The 26370-nt window shown below is 66.5% G+C and carries 28 protein-coding genes and 1 tRNA gene; 12 read left to right on the forward strand and 17 right to left on the reverse strand.

What is annotated here, in order from left to right:
• Positions 1 to 21 precede the first annotated feature (21 nt).
• Positions 22 to 741 (forward strand): lipoate--protein ligase family protein, encoded by a 720-nt coding sequence (locus tag BM282_RS17820; protein ID WP_089883571.1) that lies wholly within the window; start codon positions 22 to 24, stop codon positions 739 to 741.
• Positions 742 to 806: 65 nt separating this feature from the next.
• A complete protein-coding gene (locus tag BM282_RS17825) occupies positions 807 to 2123 on the forward strand; it encodes a dihydroorotase (protein ID WP_394327797.1) in 1317 nt (438 codons plus the stop codon).
• Positions 2124 to 2312: 189 nt separating this feature from the next.
• Here BM282_RS17825 and BM282_RS17830 read toward each other — a convergent pair whose 3' ends face one another.
• The 5 genes from BM282_RS17830 to BM282_RS17850 form a co-directional block, all read right to left on the reverse strand.
• Positions 2313 to 2699 carry a DUF7268 family protein gene (locus BM282_RS17830; RefSeq protein WP_089883572.1) on the reverse strand — a complete coding sequence of 129 codons (387 nt, stop codon included), beginning with the start codon at positions 2697 to 2699 and terminating at the stop codon, positions 2313 to 2315.
• 39 nt (positions 2700 to 2738) lie between these two features.
• On the reverse strand, positions 2739 to 3680 hold the full coding sequence (locus BM282_RS17835; protein WP_089883575.1) for an ABC transporter permease: 942 nt from the start codon (positions 3678 to 3680) through the stop codon (positions 2739 to 2741).
• Position 3681: 1 nt separating this feature from the next.
• The gene (locus BM282_RS17840) at positions 3682 to 4707 is read right to left on the reverse strand and encodes an ABC transporter permease (protein ID WP_089883577.1); all 1026 of its coding nucleotides are present in this window, start codon (positions 4705 to 4707) and stop codon (positions 3682 to 3684) included.
• A gap of 23 nt (positions 4708 to 4730) precedes the next feature.
• On the reverse strand, positions 4731 to 6455 hold the full coding sequence (locus BM282_RS17845; RefSeq protein WP_089883579.1) for an ABC transporter substrate-binding protein: 1725 nt from the start codon (positions 6453 to 6455) through the stop codon (positions 4731 to 4733).
• 109 nt (positions 6456 to 6564) lie between these two features.
• Entirely contained in the window at positions 6565 to 9033 is a 2469-nt protein-coding gene (locus BM282_RS17850) for an ABC transporter ATP-binding protein (protein WP_089883580.1), read from the reverse strand.
• A 96-nt stretch (positions 9034 to 9129) separates the two neighbouring features.
• Here BM282_RS17850 and BM282_RS17855 point away from each other — a divergent pair, with 96 nt between their 5' ends.
• A complete protein-coding gene (locus tag BM282_RS17855; protein WP_089883582.1) occupies positions 9130 to 9654 on the forward strand; it encodes a DUF7529 family protein in 525 nt (174 codons plus the stop codon).
• A 1-nt stretch (position 9655) separates the two neighbouring features.
• On the opposite strand, the gene BM282_RS17860 is transcribed toward BM282_RS17855, so the two are convergent.
• Positions 9656 to 10405, reverse strand: coding sequence for a DUF5806 family protein (locus tag BM282_RS17860; RefSeq protein ID WP_089883584.1), 750 nt, complete (start codon positions 10403 to 10405; stop codon positions 9656 to 9658).
• Between the two features lie 101 nt (positions 10406 to 10506).
• Between BM282_RS17860 and BM282_RS17865 the strand changes: the two genes are divergently transcribed.
• Together BM282_RS17865 and BM282_RS17870 are read left to right on the forward strand one after the other, a co-directional pair.
• Positions 10507 to 10875, forward strand: a complete 369-nt coding sequence (locus BM282_RS17865) for a universal stress protein (RefSeq protein ID WP_089883585.1) — start codon at positions 10507 to 10509, stop codon at positions 10873 to 10875.
• Complete coding sequence (locus BM282_RS17870; protein WP_089883587.1) at positions 10872 to 11411, forward strand: GNAT family N-acetyltransferase; 540 nt, start codon at positions 10872 to 10874, stop codon at positions 11409 to 11411. Before BM282_RS17865 ends, BM282_RS17870 begins: the two co-directional genes overlap by 4 nt.
• Positions 11412 to 11415: 4 nt before the next feature.
• Here BM282_RS17870 and BM282_RS17875 read toward each other — a convergent pair whose 3' ends face one another.
• The gene (locus BM282_RS17875) at positions 11416 to 11874 is read right to left on the reverse strand and encodes a universal stress protein (protein ID WP_089883589.1); all 459 of its coding nucleotides are present in this window, start codon (positions 11872 to 11874) and stop codon (positions 11416 to 11418) included.
• 104 nt (positions 11875 to 11978) lie between these two features.
• Between BM282_RS17875 and BM282_RS17880 the strand changes: the two genes are divergently transcribed.
• Together BM282_RS17880 and BM282_RS17885 are read left to right on the forward strand one after the other, a co-directional pair.
• Positions 11979 to 12443 (forward strand): universal stress protein, encoded by a 465-nt coding sequence (locus BM282_RS17880; RefSeq protein WP_089883591.1) that lies wholly within the window; start codon positions 11979 to 11981, stop codon positions 12441 to 12443.
• 77 nt (positions 12444 to 12520) lie between these two features.
• Positions 12521 to 13789: a DHH family phosphoesterase gene (locus BM282_RS17885; protein ID WP_089883593.1), complete on the forward strand. Its 1269-nt coding sequence runs from the start codon at positions 12521 to 12523 to the stop codon at positions 13787 to 13789.
• Between the two features lie 60 nt (positions 13790 to 13849).
• On the opposite strand, the gene BM282_RS17890 is transcribed toward BM282_RS17885, so the two are convergent.
• From BM282_RS17890 to BM282_RS17900, 3 genes are read right to left on the reverse strand one after another with little or no spacing between them, the layout of a single operon-like run.
• A complete protein-coding gene (locus tag BM282_RS17890) occupies positions 13850 to 14329 on the reverse strand; it encodes a DUF5807 family protein (RefSeq protein WP_089883595.1) in 480 nt (159 codons plus the stop codon).
• Between the two features lie 47 nt (positions 14330 to 14376).
• A complete protein-coding gene (locus tag BM282_RS17895; protein ID WP_089883597.1) occupies positions 14377 to 14811 on the reverse strand; it encodes a DUF7112 family protein in 435 nt (144 codons plus the stop codon).
• Positions 14812 to 14823: 12 nt separating this feature from the next.
• Positions 14824 to 15228 (reverse strand): 30S ribosomal protein S6e, encoded by a 405-nt coding sequence (locus BM282_RS17900; protein ID WP_089883599.1) that lies wholly within the window; start codon positions 15226 to 15228, stop codon positions 14824 to 14826.
• Positions 15229 to 15362: 134 nt separating this feature from the next.
• Here BM282_RS17900 and BM282_RS18295 point away from each other — a divergent pair, with 134 nt between their 5' ends.
• Positions 15363 to 15497, forward strand: coding sequence for a rubrerythrin-like domain-containing protein (locus BM282_RS18295; protein WP_139229757.1), 135 nt, complete (start codon positions 15363 to 15365; stop codon positions 15495 to 15497).
• An 87-nt stretch (positions 15498 to 15584) separates the two neighbouring features.
• On the opposite strand, the gene BM282_RS17905 is transcribed toward BM282_RS18295, so the two are convergent.
• From BM282_RS17905 to BM282_RS17915, 3 genes are all read right to left on the reverse strand, one after another.
• Positions 15585 to 16106 (reverse strand): type IV pilin, encoded by a 522-nt coding sequence (locus BM282_RS17905; RefSeq protein ID WP_089883600.1) that lies wholly within the window; start codon positions 16104 to 16106, stop codon positions 15585 to 15587.
• Positions 16107 to 16167: 61 nt separating this feature from the next.
• Positions 16168 to 17265 (reverse strand): aminopeptidase, encoded by a 1098-nt coding sequence (locus tag BM282_RS17910; RefSeq protein WP_089883602.1) that lies wholly within the window; start codon positions 17263 to 17265, stop codon positions 16168 to 16170.
• Between the two features lie 87 nt (positions 17266 to 17352).
• On the reverse strand, positions 17353 to 17751 hold the full coding sequence (locus BM282_RS17915; RefSeq protein ID WP_089883604.1) for a CBS domain-containing protein: 399 nt from the start codon (positions 17749 to 17751) through the stop codon (positions 17353 to 17355).
• Positions 17752 to 17889: 138 nt separating this feature from the next.
• On the opposite strand from BM282_RS17915, the gene gnd reads away from it, so the two are divergent.
• Positions 17890 to 18786 (forward strand): phosphogluconate dehydrogenase (NAD(+)-dependent, decarboxylating), encoded by an 897-nt coding sequence (gene gnd, locus BM282_RS17920; RefSeq protein WP_089883606.1) that lies wholly within the window; start codon positions 17890 to 17892, stop codon positions 18784 to 18786.
• A gap of 49 nt (positions 18787 to 18835) precedes the next feature.
• On the opposite strand, the gene BM282_RS18730 is transcribed toward gnd, so the two are convergent.
• Positions 18836 to 19009: a hypothetical protein gene (locus BM282_RS18730; protein ID WP_175501620.1), complete on the reverse strand. Its 174-nt coding sequence runs from the start codon at positions 19007 to 19009 to the stop codon at positions 18836 to 18838.
• A gap of 152 nt (positions 19010 to 19161) precedes the next feature.
• Between BM282_RS18730 and BM282_RS17925 the strand changes: the two genes are divergently transcribed.
• The 3 genes from BM282_RS17925 to BM282_RS17935 all read left to right on the forward strand — a co-directional run bounded on the left by BM282_RS17925 (position 19162) and on the right by BM282_RS17935 (position 21509).
• Positions 19162 to 19749: a 2Fe-2S iron-sulfur cluster-binding protein gene (locus BM282_RS17925; protein ID WP_089883608.1), complete on the forward strand. Its 588-nt coding sequence runs from the start codon at positions 19162 to 19164 to the stop codon at positions 19747 to 19749.
• Between the two features lie 210 nt (positions 19750 to 19959).
• Positions 19960 to 21378, forward strand: a complete 1419-nt coding sequence (locus BM282_RS17930; RefSeq protein WP_089883609.1) for an MATE family efflux transporter — start codon at positions 19960 to 19962, stop codon at positions 21376 to 21378.
• Positions 21379 to 21436: 58 nt separating this feature from the next.
• Positions 21437 to 21509 (forward strand) — tRNA-Arg (locus BM282_RS17935).
• 209 nt (positions 21510 to 21718) lie between these two features.
• Here the strand turns inward: BM282_RS17935 and BM282_RS17940 are convergent.
• The 3 genes from BM282_RS17940 to BM282_RS17950 all read right to left on the reverse strand — a co-directional run bounded on the left by BM282_RS17940 (position 21719) and on the right by BM282_RS17950 (position 26311).
• Positions 21719 to 22945 carry a CaiB/BaiF CoA transferase family protein gene (locus BM282_RS17940; RefSeq protein WP_089883611.1) on the reverse strand — a complete coding sequence of 409 codons (1227 nt, stop codon included), beginning with the start codon at positions 22943 to 22945 and terminating at the stop codon, positions 21719 to 21721.
• Positions 22946 to 23304: 359 nt separating this feature from the next.
• A complete protein-coding gene (katG, locus tag BM282_RS17945; RefSeq protein WP_089883612.1) occupies positions 23305 to 25455 on the reverse strand; it encodes a catalase/peroxidase HPI in 2151 nt (716 codons plus the stop codon).
• A 238-nt stretch (positions 25456 to 25693) separates the two neighbouring features.
• Complete coding sequence (locus BM282_RS17950; protein ID WP_089883614.1) at positions 25694 to 26311, reverse strand: class I SAM-dependent methyltransferase; 618 nt, start codon at positions 26309 to 26311, stop codon at positions 25694 to 25696.
• Positions 26312 to 26370 lie beyond the last annotated feature (59 nt).

Genomic DNA, 26370 nt, shown 5'->3' on the forward strand with positions numbered 1-26370 from the left:
GCGTCGGGTCCTGTCTGGAGCATGGACGGCGACAGAGCCGCCGACTCCGTCCGGACGCTCCGCGGACGGACGGCGACGAGAGACGCCGACCGGGCGGTGACGGCCCGGATGGCCGACGTGGCCGGCGAGACGGGCGAACCGGCGTTTCGCGCGTGGACGCCGCACCGACAGGTCGCGTTCGGGCGGCGGGATACGCGTTCGGACGGCTACGAAGCGGCACGCGAGGCGGCCGAGTCACGAGGGTTTCCGGCGGTCGAACGGAGCGTCGGCGGGCGCGTCGTCGCCTACACCGGACGGACCGTCGCGTTCGCCTCGGCCGTTCCGCTCGACGACGCGCGAACGGAGATGGAAGGGCGATACGAGACGGCGACGACGGCAGTCGTCCGCGCCCTGCGGTCGCTCGGCGTCCCCGCACGGCGCGGCGAACCGTCCGCGTCGTTCTGCCCCGGCGACCACTCCGTACAGGCGCACGGGAAGATATGCGGCATCGCACAGCGAGTCAAGCGCGACGTCGCACTCGTCTCCGGCATCGTCGTCGTCGCCGACCACGAGGAGATAGCGGCCGTGCTCGACCCCGTCTACGACGCCCTCTGCGTGCCGTTCGAGCCCGATACGGTCGGGAGCGTCGTCCGCGGCGGCGGCCCCGCCGACGCCGAACGGGTGTGTCGCGTGCTCGAAGACGCGTTCGTCGGTGAACGACGGCGGCGCGTGGAGGCCGTCGGGTCGGGCGACCCCGACTGACCCCGGTTCCGGCGACGTCCGCGAGTAACCGCGGGGCTTACGACACCTCCGTGGGAGAGGCAGGTATGTCACTGCTCGTCACCGATGTGACGCTGGCCGACGGCCGCGTCCGCGACGTTCGCGTCGAGGGAGAGACCGTCGTCGCCGTCGAGGAGTCGCTGGAACCGCGGGACGACGACCGGGTCGTGAACGCCTCGGAGAAGATGCTGTTTCCGGGCGCGATAGACGCGCACGTTCACTTCCGCGAACCGGGGTTCTCGCACAAGGAGACGTGGGAGACCGGGTCGCAGAGCGCCGCCGCGGGCGGCGTCACCGTCGTCGCCGACCAACCGAACACCACGCCGCCGACGACGACCGGCGAGGCGTTCGACGAGAAGGAGGCGCTGGCCGCAGCGTCGTGCGTCGACTTCGGAATCAGCGGCGGCGTGACGCCCGACTGGGACCCCGACTCGCTGTTCGACCGACCGCTGTTCGCACTCGGCGAAGTCTTCCTCGCGGACTCGACGGGCGACATGGGAATCGACGCCGATCTGTTCGCGGACGCGGTGTCGCGCGCCGCCGACGCCGACGTGACCGTCACGGTCCACGCCGAGGACGCGGACCTGTTCGACGAGTCGGCGCGAGACAGAGACGCCGGCGGAACCGGCGAGGCCGCCGACGCCGACGTCTGGAGTCAGTACCGCGCCGCCGAGGCGGAGGCGGCGGCCGTCGAACGCGCCGTCGAAGTCGGCTCCGACTCGGGCGCGGCCATCCACATCGCGCACACGAGCACACCGGAGGGCGTCGACGCCGCGAAGGCGGGCGGCGCGACCTGTGAGGTGACGCCGCATCACCTGTTCCTCTCGCGCGAGGACGCCACCGAGTTGGGGACGTACGGCCGGATGAACCCGCCGCTCAGGAGCGAGGAGCGTCGCGCCGGAATGTGGGAGCGACTCGTCTCCGGCGAGATAGATATCGTCGCGACCGACCACGCACCGCACACGCGCGCCGAGAAGGACGTGGGACTGTGGGACGCTCCGAGCGGCGTTCCGGGCGTCGAGACGATGCTTCCGCTGTTGCTCGAACGAGCGCGGAACGACGACATCTCGTACGAACGCGTCCGCGACGTGACCGCCGCGAACGCCGCCGAGATATTCGACCTGCCGTCGAAGGGTCGGGTGGCCGTCGGAAACGACGCGGACCTCGTCCTGTTCGACCCCGACGACTCCCGGGAGATTCGCGGTTCGGACCTGCACTCGAACTGCGGGTGGACGCCGTTCGAGGGGATGCGCGGCGTCTTCCCCGAGATGACCGTCGTTCGCGGGAACGTCGTCTACGAGGACGGAGCGTTCGGCGACGCGACGGGCGAGAACGTGCGTGCGAGCGTCGCGGACCGAGTGTAGGAGCGTCTGCGAGTCGTCGCTCACTCGACCGCACGGGCGGCGTGTGGTCGGATGAGGAAACTGGCGCAGACGCTATTGTAGGGCAGACAGCCAGCGGTAGCGAACCGAGTCGGGTGCTGGACTCCCGCGGACCGACTCGGGGCCGTGGTCAGGTCACGGGGTGACTGGCCCCGACTTCCTATTTGAACCTCAGGTCAGGAGCGTCCCGAGCGTCGCCGCCGCGAGCATCACGCCCGCGCCGAACCCGCCGATGCGGGCCATCGCGCGGCGCGAGTCCATCTCGGTCCAGTCCGCGCCGGTGTCGAGTCGGCGTTGCATCTCCTCGAACCCCCGCCCGGCGAGGACGGACCCCGACCAGCCCAGGGTTCCGAACCCGAACAGGAGGACGCCGAGGAGGAAGGCCGTGTCCGCGCCGTCGGCGACGCTGGACAGGAGAAGAGTGGCGACAGCGAGTGCGACGACGCCGCCTCCGAGGCCGACGAGAAACGCCCCGCCGGCGACGGTCAGACGGCGCGAGAGCGTCGGCGACGCTCGGTCGAGTTCGCGTCGCGGCGTGTCGTCCGGTGGGGGTGACATGAGCGATGAGCGAGAGAGAAGCGCGGCCGTCGAGCGCGGTCAGTCGACCGCTTCGCGCATCCGCGGGTCGAGTGCGTCGCGCATACCGTCACCCAGGAGGTTGAACCCGAGGACGGTCACGGCGAGGAACAGGCCGGGGAAGAACGACCACCACCAGTCGCCGGTGAGAAGCCCCTGACTCACGCCGTTCGAGAGCATCAGTCCCCACGAGGGCGACCCCGGTTCGGCGCCGAAACCGAGGAACGAGAGCGCCGCGAGGTCGATGATGGCGAGGCCGAAGTTGAGCGTCGACTGGACGGTGATGGGCGCCAGACAGTTCGGCATGACGTGCCGAACGAGGACGCGCGGGTCCGTCGCGCCGAGGGCGATGGTCGCGTCCACGTACTCGTCTTCGAGCACTTTCAGCGCGGCGCCGCGGACGACGCGGGCGAACCGCGGCGTGTAGACGAGCGTCAGCGCCGTCACCGCCCGCCACAGACCGAGTTCGTTCGGGAAGATGGCGACGAGCGCAAGCGCCAACAGGAGCGACGGGAACGCCAACAGCACGTCCATCGTCCGCATGATGACGTTGTCCGTGATGTCGCCGTAGTAGGCGGCGACGACGCCGAGCGAGACGCCCGCGGCCGTGGAGATACCGACGGTGACGGTACCGAACTTCAGCGCCAACCACGACCCGTAGAGGACGCGGTCGAAGATGTTGCGCGCCTGGATGTCGGTCCCGAACGGGTACTCCGCGGATGGGGCGGCGAGACTCGGGTTCGCCCCGAACTGCGAGGACTGCAGTTCGGCGTACGTCGGTGCGAAGCCGACGAGCGCGCCGATTCGCGCGTAGAGTGCGACGGCCACCATCGCGAGGATGAGCGCGATACCCGCGAGGGCGAGACGGTTCGACAGCAGGTCTGAGAGGAACGGAGAGGCCCGGAGTCGACTCACGAAGCCGCGGCGAGTCGAGTCGGTCTCCGTCTGTGTCTGGGTGCTCATGTTACTGGTCGATGCGGGGGTCGAGGTACGAGTAGGTCAGGTCGACGCCGAGGTTCACCAACGTGAACAGGAAGGCGAAGACCAGCACGGTGCCTTGGACGACGGGGTAGTCCCCGACTTCGATGGCCTGCACGAGCATCGTTCCGATGCCGCCGATACCGAACACCGTCTCGGTGAGGACGGCCCCGCCGAGGAGCGTCCCGAACTGGATACCGATGACGGTGATTACGGGGATGAGCGCGTTCTGGAAGCCGTGTTTCATCACGGTTATCTTCGCGCCTTGGCCCTTCGCGCGGGCGGTCCGCATGTAGTCTTGGCGGATGACTTCCAGCATCGACGAGCGCATCATCCGGGAGATGAGCGCCATGCCGTAGACGCCGATGACGGCGGCCGGGAGGAGCATGTGCGACGCCGCCGAGACGAAGGCGGCGAACTCGCCGGACTGGAGGCCGAAGACGAACGTGTCGACGGTGATGAGGCCGGTGTACACCGGCGGGTCGAACTGCGAGGCGATACGGTTCGACGCCGGGAGGACGTTGAGGAACTGCGCGAACAGGAGGATGACGAGGGGACCCGTCCAGTAGATGGGCATGCTGATACCCGTCAGCGCACCGACGCGCGTGAGGTGGTCGGTCAGCGTGTCCTGCTTCACCGCGCTGATGATGCCGAACGGGATGCCGAGGAGGATGCCGATGACCTGCCCGTAGATGGCGAGTTCGAGCGTGACCGGCAGGCGGGCGCGCAGGATGGTGAGGATGGGCGTCCCGCGCTGGATGATGTACGACTCGCCGAGATTGAGCGTCACGATATCCACGAGGTAGCGACCGTACTGGACCCACAGGGGGTCGTCCAGACCCAGGTCTGCCCGCACCGCGGCGACCTGTGCGTCCGTCGCCCGTTGTCCCGCGATAACGCGGGCCGGGTCCCCCGGACTGAGGTGCAGGATGGCGAACACGAGCGTCGCGACGCCGAAAAGCACCGGCACGAGGAGGAGGAGTCGCTTGAGAACGAAGCGCTTCGATACCATGTGAAAAAATAACTGTCGACGCGTTAGTTGAGGCTTACGAGATTGAGGAACGGTCCGCTGATCGGTGCGAGGACGAACCCGGAGACGCGGTTCGCCACGCCGCGGAGTTCCTTCGCGTGGTCCATGAAGACCCACGGCGCCTCGTCGTGCGCGATTTTAGCGGCCTGCTTGTACTTCTCCTCGCGGACGGTCTGGTCGTACGTCGTCTGCGCCTCTTCGACCAGCGTCATGTAGTCGCGGTTTGCCCACGCGGCGACGTTGAGCGTGTTGAAGCCCTCCGCGTCGAAGGAGACCCAGTCCTGTCCCTCCGTGAGTTCGCCGTCTGCGACCTGCGGGTGAAGCAGGGCGTAGAAGAAGTTGTCCGGGTCGGCGTTGTCGGTCATCCAGCCGAGGAAACAGGCGTCGTGGTTCCCCGCGCTGGTGTAGTCGAGGAACGGGTTGAACGACTGCTGGTTGATGGAGACTTCGATGCCGATTTCGGCGAGGTTGGACTTGACCAACTGCGCCGCCTGAAGCGGCGAGGGGTTGTACGTCCGTGGGTTCTTGAACGTCGCGAGCTCGAAGCTGAAGCCGTCGCCGTAGCCCGCCTCATCGAGGAGCGTCTGCGCCCGTTCGAGGTTCTGCTCGTACGGGCTCAGGTCGTCGTTGAAGCCGAACACGTTGCTCGGGATGGGCTGACTCGCCTGTTCGGCGATGCCCTTGAAGATGTTCTCGACGAGCGCCTGCGTGTCGATGGCGTGACTGATTGCCTGTCGGACCTTCGTCTCGCGGAACGCCTCGACCTTCGCCATGTTGAACGCCATGTAGCCGACGTTGATACCGGCCTGTTGGACGAGTTCGGCGTTCGAGGAGTCCTGGACGATTTTCGACGCCTGCGCGCCGATGCCGTCGATGATGTCCGCGCCACCGCTGTCGAGCGTCTGGGCGCGCGTCGTGTTGCTGCCGACGGCCGAGAAGACGACTTCGTCGACCTGCGGCGCCTCGCCCCAGTAGTCGCCGTTCGCCGAGAGGCGGATGCGCTGGTTGGAGGTGTCCCAGTTCTCGAACTGGAACGGACCGGTTCCGACCGGGTTCTGCGCCAGTTCCTGCCCGAGTTCCTGAATCGCCTGCTGGGAGAGCACCGACGAGGCGAACATCGCGAGGTTGCGCAGGAACGGCGCGTACTTCTGGTTCAGTTCGATGGTCAGCGAGTAGTCGCCGTCCTTCGAGACCGAATCTATCCAGTTGCCCAGCGTGAACGGGCCGTACGCCGACACGTAGCTGTCGCCGGGGTAGTACTCGTAGTCGGGGTTGGTAAAGCGGTTGAACGTCGCGATGAAGTCGTCCGCCGTGAAGTCGTCGCCGTTGTGGAACGTCACGCCCTCGCGGAGCGTGAGCGTCACCGTCGTCCCCTCGAGGTTCCACTCCGTCGCCAGCCCTTCGCGCAGGGTCGTCTGCCCCGGCTCGAACATGATGAGCTGGTCGTACACCTGGTTCGTGACCTTCACGTCCTCGCCGCTGGTCGTGTTCTGGGGGTCGAGCGTCCCGGAGTCGTTCCCGCGGGCGTAGGTCAGCGTCGACCCTTCGCCCTCGGACTCCGTTCCGGACTCGGTGGCCTCGGTCCCGTCACCGCCGGCCTCGGTCGTGCCGGAGCCTTCGGTCCCCGTTCCGGTCTCGTCGGGGTCCGCCGCACAGCCGGCGAGCGTCGCCGCCGCCGCGGCACCGCCGGCCGCCTTCAAGAACGCACGTCTATCAATATCACGTGACATGTTCCGAAACAATCCGAGTTGTCACCTAAAAGTGTCGATTCTACCGTGATCGACCCTGAAGAAAAAATGTACAAATGAGGTGCCGTACGTCGAATTCTGTCGAGCTTCGTTACTCGTCGTACAAGTGACAAGATGCCGGATGGTCACCCGTTCCGAGCGTCGGAGCGTCGCGTTCGCAGACGCTCTCGAACCGGCCGCGAAGCGTGTCCGCCGCCTCGTCCCAGCGTTCGGCGGCGACGGCGTCGAGTGCCGACTCGACGACGCGACGGTTCTCGCCGGTCAGCGGTTCGTCGAAGAACCGGTCGTACAACGCGGCGACGACGGCGTCCGCGGAGACTGCCTGCGGTTCGCCGCCGTCGGTGGCGGCCGCGGCGGCCCCCGTTTCGTCGCCCGAGGCGACGGACTCGCGGACGGCGTCGACGTCTATCTTCCGCGACTCGACGCGTTGTCTGAGGTCCATCACCTCGCGGTACGCCGCCTGTTCGACGTCTACGTCCTCGGGCGGGATGACCTGCGGACACCGCGTCCGGAAGTGACATCCAGACGGCGGGTCGATGGGCGACGGCACGTCGCCTTCGAGGATGATTCGGTCCGTCTCCGCCGTCGGGTCGGGTTCCGGAATCGCCGAGAGCAGTGCCCGCGTGTACGGATGTTTCGGCTCGGCGAACAGGTCGTCCGTCGCCGCCGTCTCGACGATTTCGCCGAGGTACATCACGGCGATGCGGTCGCAGATGTGCCGGACGACGCTCAGGTCGTGCGCGATGAACAGGTAGGTCAGACCGAACTCGTCCTGCAGGTCTTCGAGCAGGTTCAGAATCTGCGCTTGCACCGAGACGTCGAGTGCGGAGACGGGTTCGTCGGCGACGATGAAGTCCGGGTCGACGGCGAGAGCGCGGGCGATGCCGACGCGTTGTCGCTGGCCGCCGGACATCTCGTGCGGGTAGCGCGTCTGCTGGCCGGGTTCGAGTCCGACCGCTCGCATCAGTTCCTCCACGCGGTCACGGCGTTGCTCGCGGCGGTTCTGCCCCTCCGGCGGTTCCGCCTCCGGCAGGTCGTGAATCTTCAGCGGTTCGGCGATAATCTGCCCGACGGTCATCCGGGGGTCCAGACTCGACATCGGGTCCTGGAATATCATCTGCAGGTCGCGACGCTTTTCCCGCAGTTCGGAGCCCTCCATCTGCGTCAGGTCTTCGCCCTGGAAGACGACGCGACCCGCCGTCGCGTCGAGGAGTTGCAGGATGGTCTCGCCGGTGGTCGATTTCCCGCATCCGGACTCGCCGACGAGCCCGAGCGTCTCGCCCTCGTACACCGAGAGGTCGACGCCGTCGACGGCTTTCACGCTCGCACCGTCGAGGCCGAGCCACTCGTCTAAGAGGCCGTCCGCCCGAGAGAAGTGCTTTTTCAGCCCTTCCGCTCGGAGGAGTTCGTCGCCTATCTCGTGGTCCTCCTTCCCGAGGGCGTCGCCGGACCCGTAGACGCTCTCGTCGAACTCCTGCATGATACACTTCGCGCGGTGGTCCACGTCGTCGGGGCCGTGCTGGAGGAACGGAATCTCGCCCTCGCGGCACTCGTCGACGGCCCACGGACATCGGTCCGCGAAGTGACAGCCGGTGGGCATCTCCACGAGGTCGGGGACGTTCCCCTCGATGGGGGTGAGGCGGTCTTTGTCCTCCGTGGGGATGGATTCGAGGAGCGCGTACGTGTACGGGTGCGAGGGGTTCGCGAATATCTCCTCGACCGGCCCCTCCTCGACTATCTCCCCGGCGTACATGACGGCGACGCGGTCGCACGTCTCGGCGACGACGCCGAGGTCGTGGGTTATCATCAGGACGGACATCCCGAGGTCGTCCTGTAACTCGTTGACGAGTTCGAGAATCTGCGCCTGGATGGTCACGTCCAGCGCCGTCGTCGGTTCGTCGGCGATGAGCAGTTTTGGGCGGCAGGCGAGGGCGATGGCGATGAGGACGCGTTGGCGCATCCCGCCGGAGAACTCGTGCGGGTACTCGTCGACGCGCGAGGTGGGTTCGGGAATGCCGACCTCCGAGAGCACGTCGACGGCGCGTTCGACGACCGCTTCGTCGAGGTCCTTGCCGCCTATCTTCGGGAGAATCTCGCGGACGGCGTTGAGCCACGTGTCCTTCTTTCGGCCGCCGTACTGGTGCAGGCGGAGGCTCTCGGAGACTTGCTCGCCGACCGTGAGCGCGGGGTTCAGCGAGGTCATCGGGTCCTGGAAGATCATACTCATCTCGCCGCCGCGAACCGAACGAAGCGCCTCTTCGGGTGCGGCGGTGAGGTCCACCTCGTCGCCGTCGACGAAGGCGGGCTTTCGGTACTCCTCGCGGAACTGCTCGGCGAGTTCGGGAGACGTGAGCGTCACCTCGCCGCCGACGACGCGGCCCGGGTCGTCCACGAGACCCATCGCCGAGAGGGCGGTCACGCTCTTGCCCGACCCCGACTCGCCGACGAGACCGACCGTCTCGCCCTCGTCTATCTCTAAGTCCACGCCGTCGACGGCTTTCACTTGACCGCGGTCCGTCGCGAACTGCGTGCGGAGGTCCGAGAGGGAGAGGAGACTCATTGCCAACAGTTGCCTCCCTCGCCACGAAATAGCTTTTCACTCCGCTTCGAGACCGGAGGGGAACGTTTTTGCTCGCGCGGTGGCCGAACACGGGACATGAACGACCCGGACCGAGAGAAGGAGACGCACCCGCTCTCCGGCGTCATGGAGTTCTGGGAGAACGTGATGGCGGACATGGAAGCCACCGCGGCCGAGTACCGCGAGGCCGGGTGGACCGTCACGGAACTCCATCCGGGCGACGTGACGCCCGTCCCGGCGCGCGTCGACACCGTCGAGACGGGTCGCGTCGGCCTCGACGTCCTCGTCCCCGGCGACGAGTTCGACGCGGTGGAGGACGTCGTCGGACGGGCGGCGTTCGACGCGTACGACGCCTACCGCGCCGAACGCGGCGACGTGGTGTTCGCCGTCGTGGTCATGCAGGCCGAGGACGCCGGCGAGGCCGTCGCCGTCCCGGTGTACTACACGAAGAAGGAAGCGAGTCCGATGCTCGAACGCGTGGACGAGGACGGCGAGATGCGCCTGTACGTTCGACCGCTCTCGGGCGACCGGCGCGTCGTGTTCGTCCAGTCGGACCCGGAAGCGTTGTTGCCCGTGGACGACGGCGGCGACGAAGACGCCTGAGTCAGTCGTCGCTCGCGTCGTCGGACAGGTCTTCTCTGCGGAGGTCCGCGCTGGCGTCGCGCACCTCGCGCATCACGCTGGAGATGCGCTCTTCGGCCTCCAGTTCGTCGGCGACAGAGAGGTCCACGCCCTCGACTTCGAGGAGGAACTTCGCCACCTCGGTCACCTCGTACATCAACTCGTCCAGTTCTTCAGCGGTGAAAAAGCCCGACATCGCGCCGTAGAGGAACGTCGCGCCCGCTTTGTGGACCTTTCCCTCGAACGACGACCGGGCCTGATTGACCGCCTGCGGGGTGTACGTGTCCGTCATGAACGGGACGAGTTCGGGGAGGTTCTCACCGATTTTCGTCATCTCGACGCCCGTCTCCGTGCGGAAATCCGCGCAGAGTCGCGCGATGGCCCACTCGCGGGCCGTGACGTACGTTCGGTCGCGGAGGAACTCGTTGACCCGGTCGTACTGCGCGCCGTCCATCTTCTTGAAGCGCGCATACTTCTGCACGTCTCGCGGAATCTCCGGTTCGGCGTTGGCGTCAGCGTCGGTGTCGGCGTTGGCGTCAGCGTCGGTGTCGGCGTTGGCGTCAGCGTCGGTGTCGGCGTTGGCGTCGACGTTGTCCACCGCCTCGGATGCAGTGTCGGACTCGGCGGCCCCGTCCTCGGTCGTGGTGTCGGCGTCCCCCGTCGTGTCCGCTGTCTGCTCCCGTCCGTCGGCGGACGCCTCGGGGTCCGTCGCCGTCGGGTCGTCGTCGGTCATACCGCGGGGTATCTCGGCGCGGCGGAAAAGGGTTCCGTCGGGGCGTCCGCGCGAACTCCGACGGGCAACTGTTTTTTACCGCGGCCACGACACCACGTCTCATGAAGGTGCTGTTGGGAGTCGGCGGGAGCGACGATTCGATACGTGCGGTCGAACAGACCACCGCTCGGGCGGCCACCGCGGGCGACGAGTTGACCGTCGCCATCGTGGAGAACCCCTCTTCGGACCGGTCTCGCGAGGAGATAGCCGAGATGGTCCGCGAAATTCTCGACGCGGAGGGCGTCGACGCCGAGATTCGACACCTCGAGGGCGACCCGGGGAGTAGCCTCGTCGACACCGCCGAATCCGAGGGCTTCGACGAAATCGTCATCGGCGGCGGGCAGACGAGTCCGATGGGGAAGATAAACCTCGGGAGCATCGCGGAGTTCGTGCTCCTGAACTCACACGTCACGGTGTCTCTGGTCCGATGAGCAAACCACGTCGATATCCGGACGAGACCGCCGGACCGTTCGCAGCGCCCCCGACCTCGTTCGAAGACCGCGAAGGCCGCGAGATGGAGATTCGGCCGTACGACGGGAGCGACGAGGAGTTCGAGGCGCTCGTGGCGATGTACGAGGCGTTCGACCCGGCGGACAGAGCGCAGGGTATCCCCCCGGGACAGGAACGCCGCATCCGCGATTGGCTGGACAACATCCTTGACGGCGACTGTCTGAACGTCGTCGTCTGGGACGGCGACGACGCGGCCGGACACGCCACCCTCGTCCCCGACGGCGACGCCTACGAACTCGCTATCTTCGTTTTGCAGGCGTACCAGGAGGCCGGAATCGGGACGCACCTCATCGAGTCGCTGCTCGGGTACGGTGCCGAGCAGGGTGTCGAGAACGTCTGGCTCACGGTCGAACGCTGGAACCGCGCGGCCGTCGGTCTGTACAAGAAAATCGGCTTCGAGACGAGCGATTCGGAGAGCTTCGAGTTGGAGATGACCCTCACCCTCTCGGCGCAGTGAGACGTCAGACAGAGAGGACGGGCTGGCTGGCGTAGAGGAGAACGTACTCGGCGGCCTTCGCCAGCACTTCGCCGGGGTCGCCGGAGACGGGTTCGCGGGGGACGACGACGAAGTCGGCGTCGAGTTCTTCTGCGGTGTCGAGGACGACGCTTCCGGGGTGACGCAGTTTCATCTTCGTCGAGAAGCCGTAGGCGACGGATGTGGACAACGGGACGCCGTACCGCGCGGCGATGTCGTCGCACGTCGTCTCGATGGCGTCGCTGTCGGCGACGACGTCCTCGTCGTTCACCGCGCCCGTCTCGATGGCGCGGACGACGTCTTCGCCGAGAACGTGGACGGCGTGGACGCGCGCGTCGTATTTCTCGGCGATGGCGGCGGCGTGTTCGACGGCGTTCGCGGACTCCTCGCTCCGGTCGACGGGGACGAGGACGAGGTTCACGTCCAACGGGCGTCGGTCGGTCATATCCGGCCATGCGACTCCCGCGGTCAAAAAGACTCACCCCGCCGCCTCGCGATTCCCGCGGGTTCCCGGCTGGTTTTAAGCCGCCGACGGACGAACCGCCGCGCATGTTCGACACCATCGTCATCGCGACGGACGGGTCCGAGAGCGTTCGGCGGGCCGTCGGCGTCGCCGCGGACCTCGCAGACCGGTTCGACGCGACGGTCCACGCCCTGTACGTCGTGGACGCCGGAGAGGTGGACTCCTCGCCCGAGCGCCTCCGAGAGGAGATGCGCGACGCGCTCACCGAACGGGGCGAACGCGCGCTCTCGGAAGTCGAGGAGGCCACCGACCGACCGGTGACGACGGCCGTCCGGGAGGGCCGCCCGGCCACCGTCGTCGGCGACTACGCCCGCGAGATAGACGCCGACGTGGTCGCACTCGGCACGCGCGGCCGTCACGGCGAGAACCGGTTTCTCATCGGGTCGGTCGCAGAACGCGTCGTCCGCACCTGTCCGGTCCCCGTCCTGACGGTTCGACAGTTGGCCGAAGACGAGCGAGACGGACCGACGGGGACGCCCGAGACGGTCTGAGCGTCGGCGGAGACGGCGTCGCGACTGGAGAGCGCAGAGACCACGGAGGCTTTCACTCCCCGCCTCCTCGCCCCGGTATGGAAGACGAACTCATCGACAGCGCGCGACTGTCGCTCTCGCGGAAGTCGCAGTTGCCCGGAAAGGGCTTTTTCTACCCCGACTCGCTGGACGAGGACTACGCCGAAGAACGAGTGAAGGAGGCCGTCGAGGACGCAGACGTCGTCGTCGTCGCCGACACCGACGCCGACGGACTGGGCTGTGTCGCCCTCGTGCGCGAGATGTACGACGCCGCCCTCGACGTGGCCTCGTTCGAGGAGAGCGTCGCCGAACGCGTCGAGCGCTGGGAGTCCGAGGCCCCCGCCGAGGACGAGGACGACTCGGGCGAAGACGGAGACGAAGACGAGGAAGCGCCGCGTTCGCGCGTCGCCCTCGTCGGCGCGGGTCCGTACTCGCTGGACGACGCCCTCGAACGCGTCGCCGAGTACGCCCCGGACGGTATCGACGCGTACGTCTGTGACCTCTGTCCCGACGACTATCGCTGGATTGCGGACGAACTCGACGCACTCGTGGCGAAGGCCGCCTCGGTGTCGTGGTACGACCACCACCAGTGGGACGACGAGACGATGCAGGCCGTGCGCGACGCGGGCGTCGAACTGGTCGTCGGCGAGTCCGACGAGGAGTGTTCGACGGACGTGACGCTCCGCTCTTTGGACCACGAGTTCGACGACCGCTGGCAGGAACTCGCGGCGGTCACCCGCGACCACGACCTGTGGATAAAGGAGGACGACCGGAGCGACGACCTGTCGGACTACGCCTACTGGGTGAACCCCGAAGAGTACGTCACCGTCGTCGGCGCGTACGGCGTCGACCTGCCGCCCATCGTCGAGCAGTTCATCGAACTGCGCCGCGTGGAGAAACAGCAACTCATCGACGCCGCCCTCTCGCGGGCGGAGATGAAGCGCGTCGGCCCGTGGACGGTGGGCGTCACCTACGGCCGGTGTTCGCAGAACGAAGTCGCGGAGGGCCTCCGCGAACGCGGCGCGGACGCCGCCGTCGTCGTCAAACCCGCCGGAAGCGCCAGCATCAGAGGGTCGGACGACTTCGAGCACGCGCACGAAGTCGCCGGACAGGTCAACGGCGGCGGCCACCCGAAGGCCGCGGGGTGCAAGCCCGACATCTACGACGACATGCTGGACTACGCGCACCACTGGACGACGAACGGCGCGACGACAAAGCGCGTCATCCTCGCGGCGTTTGAGCGTGTGGCCGAAGACGTCGAAGCGGAAGCAGAAGCAGAAACGGACCGAGACGACGACGAGGACGAAGGCGTCGAGACCGAACGATAGTCGCAGACGACCGATAGCCGCGGACGAACGATAGTCGCAGACGAATCGGCTCTCGTCTCGTTACTCGGTCCCTTCGGCGGGGTCGGACTCGCCGGGTTGGACGCCCGTCTCGGTCTCTTCGCCGACGACCCACTTGTCCGAGTAACTCGCGCCGCAGGCGCAGTGGGCGTACGCGTGGACCACCGCACCGCGGGCGTAGAGGCCGCCGACCTCTTCGTTCTGCGCTTCAGAGAAGGAGAAGATGAACTCCGCCTGGTGGTTCTCGTCGGGGTCGCGGTCCGGGCACTCGCCGCCGCCCAAGTCGCGGTCGACGTGTCCCTTCTGTCCCATCGCCGTACGGGAGAACTCCATCGCGTCCATACCGGTGCCGGCGGCGAACGCGCGGCGGCCGTCGTCGCCGGGGACGACGAGGACGTAGCCGTTCTCCACCTCTTCGCCGAGGTTCGGGAGTTTGCCCTGACTGTCGAGATACTCGTGCGTCAGGAACAGCGCCACGTCGTCGTGCCGTTCACCCGCGAGGAACTCGTCGAGTTTGCTCATACTCTCCGGTACCCCGCGGAACCGTAAAAATCGCGTGAACTTCGGTGCTACTCGTCGCGTGTGAACTTCTCGGCGATGTTCGAGAGCGACTCGTTCGGCCGTTGCGGAACGGAGTACACGGTCCGCTTGCCGGGTTCGCGGAGGCCGTAACAGAATCCCGCGTCGAGGACGTCCAGTTCGACGGCGGACCCGGGGCCGCGACCGGTCTTCTCGCACCACTCGACGAGGCGGTTCGTCCCCTCGCCGGGCGTTCGCGCGAGTCGTTTGTTGTCGTACGCGCCGCGAATCAGCCGACCGGAACTGTCGGCGTCGACGCGAGCGTGGTACAACTCGCCGTCGAGAGAGAGCCTGACGATGTCGCCGTCCGAGAGGGATACTTCGTCGGGGACGCGGAGACACGGCCGGCGAGTGCCGCCGCTACGCGCGACCGTGGCGCGGTACGAGGTCACCGAGGCGTGGTCGCTTGGAACGCGTTCCGACACGTGTGCGCGTGGTTACTCGTCGTCTTCGGCGTCTTCGTCGTCGCCTTCGCCGAGTGCGGCCGCGACGTCGCCGCCGTCGATGACCTTGACGTTGACCTGCGCCGTCTCGTCGGAGACCTGACGGCCGCGGACGGTGATTCGCTTTCGTTCGCCGTCACGGGAGGGCTTGTAGCCGACGCCGCCCTCTAAGAGGAGTTCCTTGAGGTTCGACCCGGCGACGTTCGCCCGCATCGGACGGCCCGCTTCGTCGGACCCGCCCGTGATTTCGAGCGTGAAGCCGTCGAGGCCGACGGCGCCGCCGTCGACTTCGTCGCCGATGTCTTTGCCGAGGAATCGGTTCGCGTCCTGACCGTCTACCTCGAACTGGTACGTGCTGCCGGTGTCGGGGTCGGAGACGACCACCTGAAATTCTGCCATGCGTGGAACGTGACGACAGCCGGTAAAAAGTACGTCGAAAGCACTTCTCCCTCTCGCACGGTCTGCGTGGTTTACGTGAACGTCCAGTGTGACAATAGATGGCATTTAACATGGATAGTAGCGTACTCCTTCTCATGACAGAACTGTTCGACAGGTCGCAGTGGTACGAGTGCGCGAGTTGCAACTTCCGGTCGGAACCGGGGGACCCGACGACGGTTTGTCCCCGGTGCGGCAAGCAGATGCACAACATCGCGCGCGTGCAAGAGTGAGTCGGGACCCCTAATCCGGACAGACGTGTCGGCGCTCATCGCTATCCGCTCGACTCTTCTCTCCGAGTGACGACGCAGAACGGGGGCCTACGAAATCGTGAATTCGGCTATCTTGTACGACTGAGAGCCTTCGACGGTTCCGGGATTGACGTTCTGAACCGGGCGTGTGTTCCAGTGGAGTTCGACCGTGACGCCGTCGACGCTGCCGTCCGGGTCCAGGTAAACGGTCTCGCCGGCCTCCCACGTCTCGCCGATGCCGACCTGTGGTGGTCTCCCGCCGGACGATTCGGTGAACGCCTCGCGTTCGCTGCTGTATCGCTCCAACGCCGGTGTCGCACTCCCCGGTGCGCCCCCGATATCGAGGTTCTTCGACCCGATGACGTACAATCGGTCGGTCTGGACGGCGTTCCCGGCTTCGAGCGTGACGGCAATAGTCTGTTCGTCACCGTCCTGCACCAGTTCGTGCGAGACGGATATCTGTGGTGCCGGCGTCTGTTCTCCGGCGACGTCCCAGAAGTAGAAGGCGATAGAAGACGAGACGACGACCACCACGGCGATCATCAAAATCACGCCGATGACCGACGACACCGCACGGTTCCCCCGATACATACCAGATACAACTGACCCGGAGTATTGGGTCTGTTGATGACCGCTCCAGAGTGGGTGCGCGCTACTCGAACCCGTCTTCCCAGCGGAAGACGCCGTCTCGTTGGACGACGTCGCCGTCCACCTCGATTCTGGAGTTCTCGCTCACGTCGGTTATCATGTCGACGTGGACGGCCGACTGGTTGGCCTCGTCCTCGCGGCCCGGCGGGAAGTTCGACCCGTAGGCCCGGCCGACGGCGAGGTGGACGGTGTCGCCCATCTTCTCGTCGAACAGGATGTTGTCGGTGAAGCGGTCGATACCGCGGTTCATCCCGATACCGAGTTCACCGAGTCGCCGCGCGCCCGCGTCGGTGTCGAGGACGTCCGCGAGCGCAGACTCGCCGGACTCCGCGGAGAAGTCGGTCACTTCGCCGTCCTCGAACGTGAGGTGGACGTTCCGCACGCGCGTCCCCGAGATGGTCATCGGCACGTCGAAGAACACCTCGCCCTCGGGGTCCGCGGGAGCGGTGAACACCTCGCCCGAGGGGAGGTTGTGCGAGTCGTAGGCGACGGAGGCGGCGGAGTTGACGGCGACGCGGTTCTCGATGGACATCGTGACGTCCGTGTCCTCCTTGACGAGGCGCACCTCGGAGCCGTCGTCCAGAATCTCCTTCATCTGCTGCATCTCCTCGGCTAACGTCTCCCAGTCGCGGAGGACGGCGTCGTAGACGAACTCCTGATACTCCTCGTAGGCCATCCCGGCCTGTTGGGCGAGCGAACGCGTCGGGTGGAGCGTCAGCACCCAGTCGGTGTCCATCCGCGCCTCGCGGACCGGTTGGGCGGCCACGTCCGCGGCCTGCCGCCTCTCACCGGGGACGTCGGCGGTGGCGAACGTGTTGCGCCCGCCGCGGAGGAACAGCACCGAGTCGGCGTTCTCGTAGAGGGCGAGTTCGTGGTCCGCCGTCTCGAAGTCGGCGTCGTGCGCGCGGAGGTACGCGCGGGACACCTCATCAGAGGCGTAGGTGGTGACCAGATTTGCACCGCGTTCGCCCAGTTTCTCGGCGACGGCGACGGCGAGTTCGTGCGTGTCTTCGGCGACGCTCAACACCACGTCGTCTCCGGCCTCGATTCGCGCGCTCCAGTCGACCAACACCTCGGCGTGGTCTCGCACTCGTGGGTCCATAGCGGGCGTTCACGGAGCAGAGAGAAAACAGTCGCGTCTGGTGTCGCCGACGCGGGCGGCGTTTGGCGGGCGGCCGCCCGGGGTCGCTCACTTCAGTAAGTCCAGTAAGGCGTCGAACTCCGCACTGTAGGCCGCGAGGACGTTCTCGAACGTGACGACGCCGACGTACTGGTCGGAGTCGTCGACGACGATGGCCTCGCGGACGCCCTCGCGGGCGAAGACGGCGACGAGGTCCGCGCGGGTGGCGACCCGTCGAATCGTCACCGGGTCGGCGGGGAGGAGTTCGCCGACGGCCTGCGACCCGAGGTCCTCGCCCGCGACGACGGCCCGGCCCAACGTGGCGGGCGTCACGACGCTGCGCGGTCGGTCCTCGTCGAGGACGACGACCACATCCGCGTCGTGCGTTCGCATCGCCGTCGCGACGTCCGCGACTGGAGTGTCCGGGGCGGCGGTCGGCGCGTTCGTCCTGACGAGTTCGTCGAGCATGATGCTGTGCTACGCCGTGACAGTACATAGGCGCATCGCGGTGTGTCGGGTGCGGGACAGGAGTACCGCGCGGGAAGACGGGGAGCGGAGAGTCGACGAATCGGAACCACTACCTCCCCCGCGAGTGGACGGCCACGCATGCAACTGGGCGTCATCGGACTCGGACGGATGGGGCAGATCGTGGTGAACCGCGTGCTCGACGCCGGGCACGACGTGGTCGCGTTCGACCTCTCGGAGGAGGCCGTCGCGGCGGCGGCGGACGCGGGCGCGGAGGCCGCGTCGAGCCTCGACGACTTCGTCGACAGACTCGACGAGGAGAAGCGTATCTGGCTCATGGTCCCGGCGGGCGACGCGGTGGACGCGACGCTGGACGAACTGGACCCCCATCTCACCGACCGCGACGTCGTCGTCGACGGCGGCAACTCGCACTTCGAGCAGTCCGTCCGCCGTGCGGAGGCGACGAAGGCGGCCTACCTCGACTGCGGCACCTCCGGCGGCCCCGCGGGCGCGGAACTCGGCTTCTCGCTCATGGTCGGCGGTCCCGAGTGGGCCTACGAGGAACTGACGCCCGTCTTCGACGCCGTCGCGACCGGACCCGCGGGCCACGACCGGATGGGTCCGGCGGGGTCGGGCCACTACGTGAAAATGGTCCACAACGGCGTCGAGTACGCCCTCATGCAGGCGTACGGCGAGGGGTTCGAACTGCTCGCGAACGGCCGCTACGACCTCGACCTCGAAGCCGTCTCGCGGACGTGGAACAACGGCGCGGTCATCCGCTCGTGGCTCTTGGAACTCTGCGAGGAGGCCTTCAGAGAAGAAGGAAACGACCTCGGCGACGTCGCCGACCACATCTCCGGCGGGTCGACGGGGACGTGGACGGTGCAGGAAGCCCTCGAACAGGAGGTACCGGTGCCGCTCATCTATCAGGCGCTCTCAGAACGCTTCGGCAGTCGCGACGAGGCGCGCTTCTCGCGCCGTCTCGCGAACCGTCTGCGATACGGATTCGGGCGGCACGAAATCGTTCGCGAGGAGTGAGCGAAGCGACACGAGCGTCGCGAGGAGTAGTCAGCCGAACTGACGGCGACTACCGTCCGCCGCGCTTCTCCACCCGAAACACCCGCGTCTCGGGGACGTAGATGGACATGGGCTTTTCGCCCTCCTGTCGAATCGCCCAGGCGCGTCTGTTCTTGTCGTACTCGATGGTCGGAGCCTCGTACTCGACGACACCGGAGCCGTCGTCGTAGACTATCTTCGCCATGCTGAACTGTGGACGAGGGAGGAGAAAACCGTTCGGTCGGGGAGCGGTATCCGAAGTGAGACGGTGAAATTCATCCACTCACCCCCTTCGAACCGCCGTTCGGCGTGGCGACAATCAAAATTCCCTTAACCCCCGACTCCGTAGCCGCCGACATGGTCGAAATCAGCCTCGTGGGGTTGGGTATCGGCGTGACCCTGACGCTCACCGCCGTCGCCTTGCACTTCTCGCGAGGGACCGAGTGGAAGCCCACCGGGGACATCTCGCAGGCCGTCCTCGAACAGCGAGCGAGCACCGTCGCCGAAACGGACTTCCCCGAACCGATGAACCGCTCTATCGGTGGCGGCGGCGTCGCCGCCGGTGCCGTCGCGGGCGGCGAAGACGGCGCGGAACTGGAAGGCGACGCCGAAGAGGAGTCGACGAGTCCCGCTGACATCCCCGAGGACGAAGTCGAGTACTTCGAGGTCGAGTACACGAAGCAGGGAAGCACCATCGAAGTCGCCAACAACCAGACCGTCCTGGAGGCTGGCGAGGACGAGGGCTGGGACCTGCCGTACGCCTGCCGACAGGGTCAGTGCGTCTCCTGCGCCGGGCAGATTACCTCCGGCGGCAACTCCGAGGACTACGTCGTCCACGACAACCAGCAGATGCTCGACGACGGCGAACTCGGCGAGGGCTACACCCTCACCTGCGTTGCGTACCCGAAGGCCGACTTCACCATCGAGACCGGCGAAGCACCGTAGCGCGGCCGACTCCCCCGAGGATTCGTTCTCTCGACGCTGATTTCGAAGCGGCGCTTCCGTCCGCTCCGAGACGTATTTCGATTCGAAATAGCCGGCGGTCCGTTCCCGTTTCGACGGGTTGAAACGAGAACACGTTGTCCGTAACGTTCAGTGCCTCCAAACCCTCCGTCAGACGGTGGTTCGCTGACCGAGGGCGACTTGAAACGGCCCATGTTCGCTCTCGCGTGGCCCATCATCGTCACCGAACTCCTCCAGGTGGCCTACAACCTCGCCGACACCATCTGGCTCGGCCGCCTCTCGACGGACGCCGTCGCCGCCATCAGCCTCGCGTTTCCGCTCATCTTCCTTCTCATCTCCGTCGGCGGCGGGTTCACCGTGGCCGGGACGATTCTCGTCGCGCAGTACACCGGCGCGAAGAAGGAGGGTTCGGCGGGCGTCGTCGCCGGGCAGACGTTCTCGTTCATCACCGTCATCGCCGTCGCCGTCGGCGTCCTCGGCTTCTTCGCGACGGACCTGATGCTCGGCGTCCTCCCGAGTTCCCCGGCGACGGCCGGCCAGGTCATCCCGCTGGCCGGAGACTACATGCGCGTCTTCTTCCTCGGCCTGCCGTTCCTCTTCGGCTTCTTCGTCTTCTCTTCTCTCATGCGCGGCTACGGCAACACCCGCGCGCCGATGGTCGTGATGTTCGTCAGCGTCGCCATCAACGTCCTCGTCGACCCCATCTTCATCTTCGGCTTCGAGAACAACCCCCTGTTCGGGATGCTCGGCCTCCGCGGCGTCGAAACGTGGCTGTTCGCCGCGACGGGTTTCGAGGGATACGGCGTCACCGGTGCCGCCTTCGCGACGGTGCTGTCTCGCGCCGTGGCGACGGTCATCGGCCTCTACGTCATCTTCGGGACGAGTGCCGGTCCGGACGTGTCGCTCGGCGACTTCGTCCCCCAACGCGAGTACATCGAAAAGATCGTTCGACTCGGCGTCCCGAGCGCACTCGAACAGTCCGCCAGCGCACTCGGCTTCATCACCCTCACCGCGATGGTCGTCACGTTCGCCCCCGAAGTCGTCGCCGCCTACGGCCTCGGCAACCGACTCACCTCGCTCGTGTTCCTCCCCGCACTCGGCCTCGGCCGGGCCACCGACACCATCGTCGGCCAGAACCTCGGCGCTCAAAAGCCCGAACGGGCCGAGCGTGCCGTCTGGTTGGCCGCGAAAGTCGGCGCGAGCGTCATGCTCGTCATCGGCGTCGTCGCCTATCTCTTCGCCGAACCCATCGTCGGCGTGTTCATCGGGACGGGAACCGACTCCGCGGCGCGAACCATCGAACTCGGAGCGGAGTACATCCGCGTCCGCGCCTTCGAGTTCGGCTTCATCGGCGTCCTCCAGACCGTCCTCGGCGCCTACCGCGGTGCCGGAAACACGAAGACCGCGCTGGCGTTCTCGCTGTTCGCGCTCTGGTTCGGCCGTATTCCCATCGTCTACTACCTCTCGTTCGTCCAGGGGTTCGGCGAGATGGGCATCTGGATCGGAATGGCCGTCGGGCAGATTCTGGGCGCCATCGCGGCGGCCGCCTGGTTCACCCGCGGAACGTGGAAAGAGTCCGTCATCGACCGCTCGGACGCCGCGGTAGAGTGACGTCGTGGTGCCGGTCGTTCACAACGGTTAAGCGGCGTCGTGCGGTACTCACTTCCGAGGGCCCGTAGCTCAGCGGACAGAGTGTTTGGTTCCGGACCAAGATGTCGCGGGTTCAAATCCCGTCGGGTCCGTTCGGCCTTCGGCCTCACTCCCCCGACGACTTCCCGCTCACTTCGCTCGCGGGAATCCCGTCGGGTCCGTTTTGTGGTGGTTTCGAGTGAACGAAATTTATCTCGTTTCGTACCGAATCCCCACCGAGTCCGTTGGTTTCCGAGGACGTGCGACGATAGGCTACTCGGTGAACTGAGACAGCTTCAGTCGGAAAACCGATACGAGAAGTTCAGATAGCGCCCACGTCGCGCAAGTGTTCGATGTCTTCGGGTCGATACCCATACTCCCCGAGGACCTCCTCCGTGTGTTCACCGAGAAGCGGCGGATGGCGACGAATCGACGTCGGCGTGCCCGAGAAGTGCATGGGGCTTCCAGCCATCTCGACGGGGCCGGCCGTGGGATGCTCGACAGTCCGATGCATCCGCCGCGCTTCGACCTGCGGGTGGTCGAACACGTCTTCCATATCGTTGACCGGACTGACCGGAACGTCGTGGTCGCGGCAACGCGAGACGACTTCCGCGGTCGTGTACGTCGCGAGTTCCGCGTCGAGAATCGAATCGAGGGCATCCCGGTTTTCGACCCGGTCGGCGTTCGTCGCGAAGCGTTCGTCGTCCACGAGGTCCATCAGGTCGAACGCGGCGCAGAACCGCGGCCAGATGTGTTCGGACGCGCAGGCGACGACGACGTAGTCGTCGCGGGTCTCGAACGCCTGATACGGCGTGATAGTCGGGTGCTTGCTCCCCATTCGTCCCGGCGGGGTTCCCGTCGCGAAGTAGTTCGAGGCCATGTAACTCGTCCACGCCACCTGGCCGTCGAGGAGGCTGACGTCGACTTTCTGTCCGGTTCCGTCGCCGAGTTCACGGGACAGTAAGGCGGCGAGAATCGCCTGCGTGGCGTACATCCCCGCCCCGATGTCCGCGATGGCGACGCCGACGCGGACGGGCGGGCCGTCCTCCTCGCCGGTGATGCTCATCAGGCCACCCTCGGCCTGCATCATGATGTCGTACGCGGGGCGGTCTCTGTGCGGTCCCCACTCGCCGTACCCGGAGAGCGAACAGTAGACGAGCGCCGGATTCTCCGCGCGGAGGTCGTCGTAGCCGAGACCCCACTCCTCCATCGTCCCGACGCGGAAGTTCTCGACGAGGATGTCGGCCTCGCTCACGAGGTCACGAAACACCTCGCGCCCCGCGTCGGTCGAGAAGTCGAGCGTGACCGAACGCTTGTTGCGGTTGATACTCAGGTAGTAGGCGCTCTCCTCGGTGTCGCCGTACGACGGCGGCCGCCACCCGCGGGTCTGGTCGCCGACGTCGGGGCGCTCGACTTTGATGACGTCCGCACCGAGGTCACCGAGTTGCATCGTGCAGAACGGCCCCACGAGGACGCGGGACGCGTCGACGACGGTGAGTCCGTCGAGCGGCCCGGTCTCACCGTCCGGAGTGCGGGCTTCCCCGGTCATCGGCCGGTCCGTAAATGCGAGTGTCCGTCGGGACGTGTTCGCGGACGCGTGACCGGATGCGCGCCGGCTACGCGGTGTCTCGTCGCGTCGTCGGACTCCGAGTGGAGTGCCGAGGTGGAAATTACAGGCCGTTCGTGAGCGTCGTCGGGAGTAGCCCGTCCCCGTTCGACACGCACAGAGAGAACGCGGCGGTCGGTCTCGTCCATACCGTCGTCTCGGAACGCACGAACAAAAGTTCGAGCCGAAGAAGGGACGCATGGGGGTGTTCTCCGACGCAGACTCCGACCCGTCTCGTTCGCCGGGGGCGACGGGACGACGGAGTTCAGGTCACGGTCGCTGCGACGGTTACGCTTCGTGGTCTACTCGTCGGCGTACTCGAGGTCGAACCGGTCGAGCGTCATCACTTTGTGCCAGGCGTCCACGAAGTCGTGCACGAACTTCTCCTCTGCGTCGGCACTGCCGTACACCTCTGCGAGGGCGCGAAGCCGGGAGTGCGAACCGAAGATAAGGTCCACGCGGGAGCCTCGCCACTCGACGTCGCCGGTGTCGCGGTTGCGTCCCTCGAACAGGTTGTCCGACTCGTCGGACTCCTGCCACTCCGTGTCCATGTCCAGCAGGTTCACGAAGAAGTCGTTGGTCAGCGTCTCGGGTTCGTCGGTGAAGACGCCGAGGTCCGAGTCGTCGTAGTTCGTGTCGAGTGCGCGCATGCCGCCCACCAGCACCGTCATCTCTTTCGGCGTCAGGTCGAGCAGGTCTGCCTTGTCGACGAGCAGTTCCTCGCTCGCACGGTCGGCGTCGTCCGCGCGGTAGTTCCGGAAGCCGTCGGCCGTCGGTTCGAGCGCCTCGAAGGAGTCGGGGTCGGTCTGGTCCTGCGTGGCGTCGGTCCGGCCGGGTTCGAACGGGACGTCCACGTCGTGGCCCGCTCTCTCGGCCGCTTGCTCGACGGCCACGTTACCACCGAGGACGATGAGGTCCGCGAGCGAGACGCGCACGTCGTCGTCTCTGGAGTCGTTGAACTCCGTCTGAATCTCTCGGAGCGTGTCGAGCACGGTCGAGAGCTGTCCGGGGTCGTTCACCTCCCAGTCGCGTTGCGGGCGGAGTCGGATTCGAGCGCCGTTCGCGCCGCCGCGCTTGTCGCTGTCGCGGTACGTCGACGCCGACGCCCACGCCGTCTCGGCGAGTTCGGAGACGGAGAGACCCGAGTCGAGAATGCGTTCTTCGAGTTCGGCGACTTCCTCGTCACCGACCTGCTCGTAGTCGGCGTCCGGGAGCGGGTCCTGCCACAGCATCTCCTCGTCCGGGACCTCCGGGCCGAGGAACCGAATCGGCGGACCCATATCGCGGTGCGTCAGTTTGTACCAGGCCTTCGCGAACGCCATCCCGAACTCCATCGGGTTGTCCTGGAAGCGTTCGACAATCTCCCGGTAGTCGGGGTCCTTCTTCAGGGCGATGTCCGTCGTGAGCATCATCGGCGTCGCCGTCTCTTCGGAGTCGTGGGCGTCCGGAACGGTGTCTTCGAGTTCCTCGTCGACGGGCGTCCACTGCCACGCGCCGCCGGGGCCTTTCTCGGGTTCCCACTCGTAGTCGAGCAGGTTGTTCAGATAGCCCATGTCCCACTCGATGGGCGACTGCGTCCACGGCCCCTCGATGCCGCTTGTGATGGTGTCCGCGCCCTTTCCGGACTCGTGGTCGCTCTCCCAGCCGAAGCCCTGCGCCTCGATGGGGGCCGCCTCGGGTTCGGGGCCGAGGTTGTCGGGGTCGTCCGCGCCGTGGACCTTCCCGAACGTGTGGCCGCCGGCGATGAGCGCGACCGTCTGTTCGTCGTTCATCGCCATCCGACTGAACGTCTGGCGGATGTTCTTCGCGGACGCCTCGGGGTCGGGGTTGCCGTCCGGCCCTTCGGGGTTGACGTAGATGAGACCCATCACGGAGGCACCGAGACCCTCCTGAATGTTACCGGGTTCGTCGAAGCGCTCGTTCGTCTCCATCTCGTCTTCGGGGCCCCAGTCGACGGCGGGGTCCGGTTCGTAGGCGTCCTCGCGGCCGCCGGCGAAGCCGAACGTCTTGAAGCCCATCGACTCCATCGAGACGTTCCCGGTCAGAATCATCAAGTCGGCCCACGAGAGCTTCTTTCCGTACTTCTGCTTGACCGGCCAGAGCAGTCGGCGGGCCTTGTCGAGGTTCGCGTTGTCCGGCCAACTGTTGAGCGGTGCGAAGCGCTGTCTGCCGCCGCCCGCGCCGCCGCGACCGTCACTGGCGCGGTACGTCCCAGCGCTGTGCCACGCCATCCGAATCATCAGCGGGCCGTAGTGGCCGTAGTCGGCGGGCCACCAGTCCTGAGAGGTCGTCAAGACCTCCTCGATGTCCGCCTTGACCTCGTCGAGGTCGAGTTTCTGGAACTCCTCGGCGTAGTCGAACTCCTCGTCCATCGGCCCGATGTCGCGGGCGTTCTGGTCGAGAATCTCCAGGTCCAACTGCTCCGGCCACCAGTCACGGTTGGTCTTTCTCATCGTCAGGGAGTTGTTGCTTTTGCCTGTTAAGATTGTCTAATCCGGCGAGGAAATATTCGCTTCAAGCAAATTATTCTGCCGAATAAATAAACCGTCGTCGGCAACGAGCCGGTCTCGTCTCGGGCGTCGGTCGAACTCCTCACAGACGCGTCGGTCGTCTCGGACCGAACAGGTACCGGAGGCTATCGGGGCGACCACGGCCAAGAGAGCCCACCGACGCGAGGGCCGCGACAGAGCCTCAGAGCACGCGAAACACGCGCACCGTGTCGCGCTTTCCCGGTTCCGAGAGCAGTTGGGCGAGGCCGAGTCCCGAGAACACCTGTTTCCAGTTGCGGTGATACAGTGGGAAGTCGTCGTTGACGTAACTGACCTCCGCGCCCTCGCGGCCGCGCTGTGGGCTGTTGCCCTCGTTCTCGGCCGTTATCAGGAGGTCCGAGGAGATTCGGGTCAGTTCCTCGAACACCCACGCGTCGTCCGGGTGGACGTGTTGGAGCGTCTCCACGGAGTAGACGACGTCGAAGGCGTCGTCGTCGAAGTCGGCGACGACGTCCTCTATCGCACCCGTGTAGAACGTCCCCGTCTCGGCGAGTTCGGGGAAGTACTCCCGCATGACGTCGAACGACGCTTCGTTGAGGTCGATACCGGTGAGGTTCTCGAAGCCGTGGCTCCGGAGGTGCGCGAGATGTCGCCCGGAACTACAGCCGACTTCGAGGACGGCGGCGTCCTCGTCGACGTAGTGCTCGAAGACGGTCGCGAGCGTCTCTGACACCTCGTTCGGGCCGATTTCGGCGTAGTAGCCCGGCGAGAACTCTCCGGAACGCTCGGCCCAGCCACGGCGGTTGTCGTCCGGTTCCACACGCGAGGTGAGGCGGTCGAAGGCTAAAGGTGCCGCGGAATCCGCGCTCACCGCGCGGC

Source organism: Halogeometricum limi, from assembly GCF_900115785.1.
GTDB classification, from domain to species: Archaea; Halobacteriota; Halobacteria; order Halobacteriales; family Haloferacaceae; genus Halogeometricum; species Halogeometricum limi.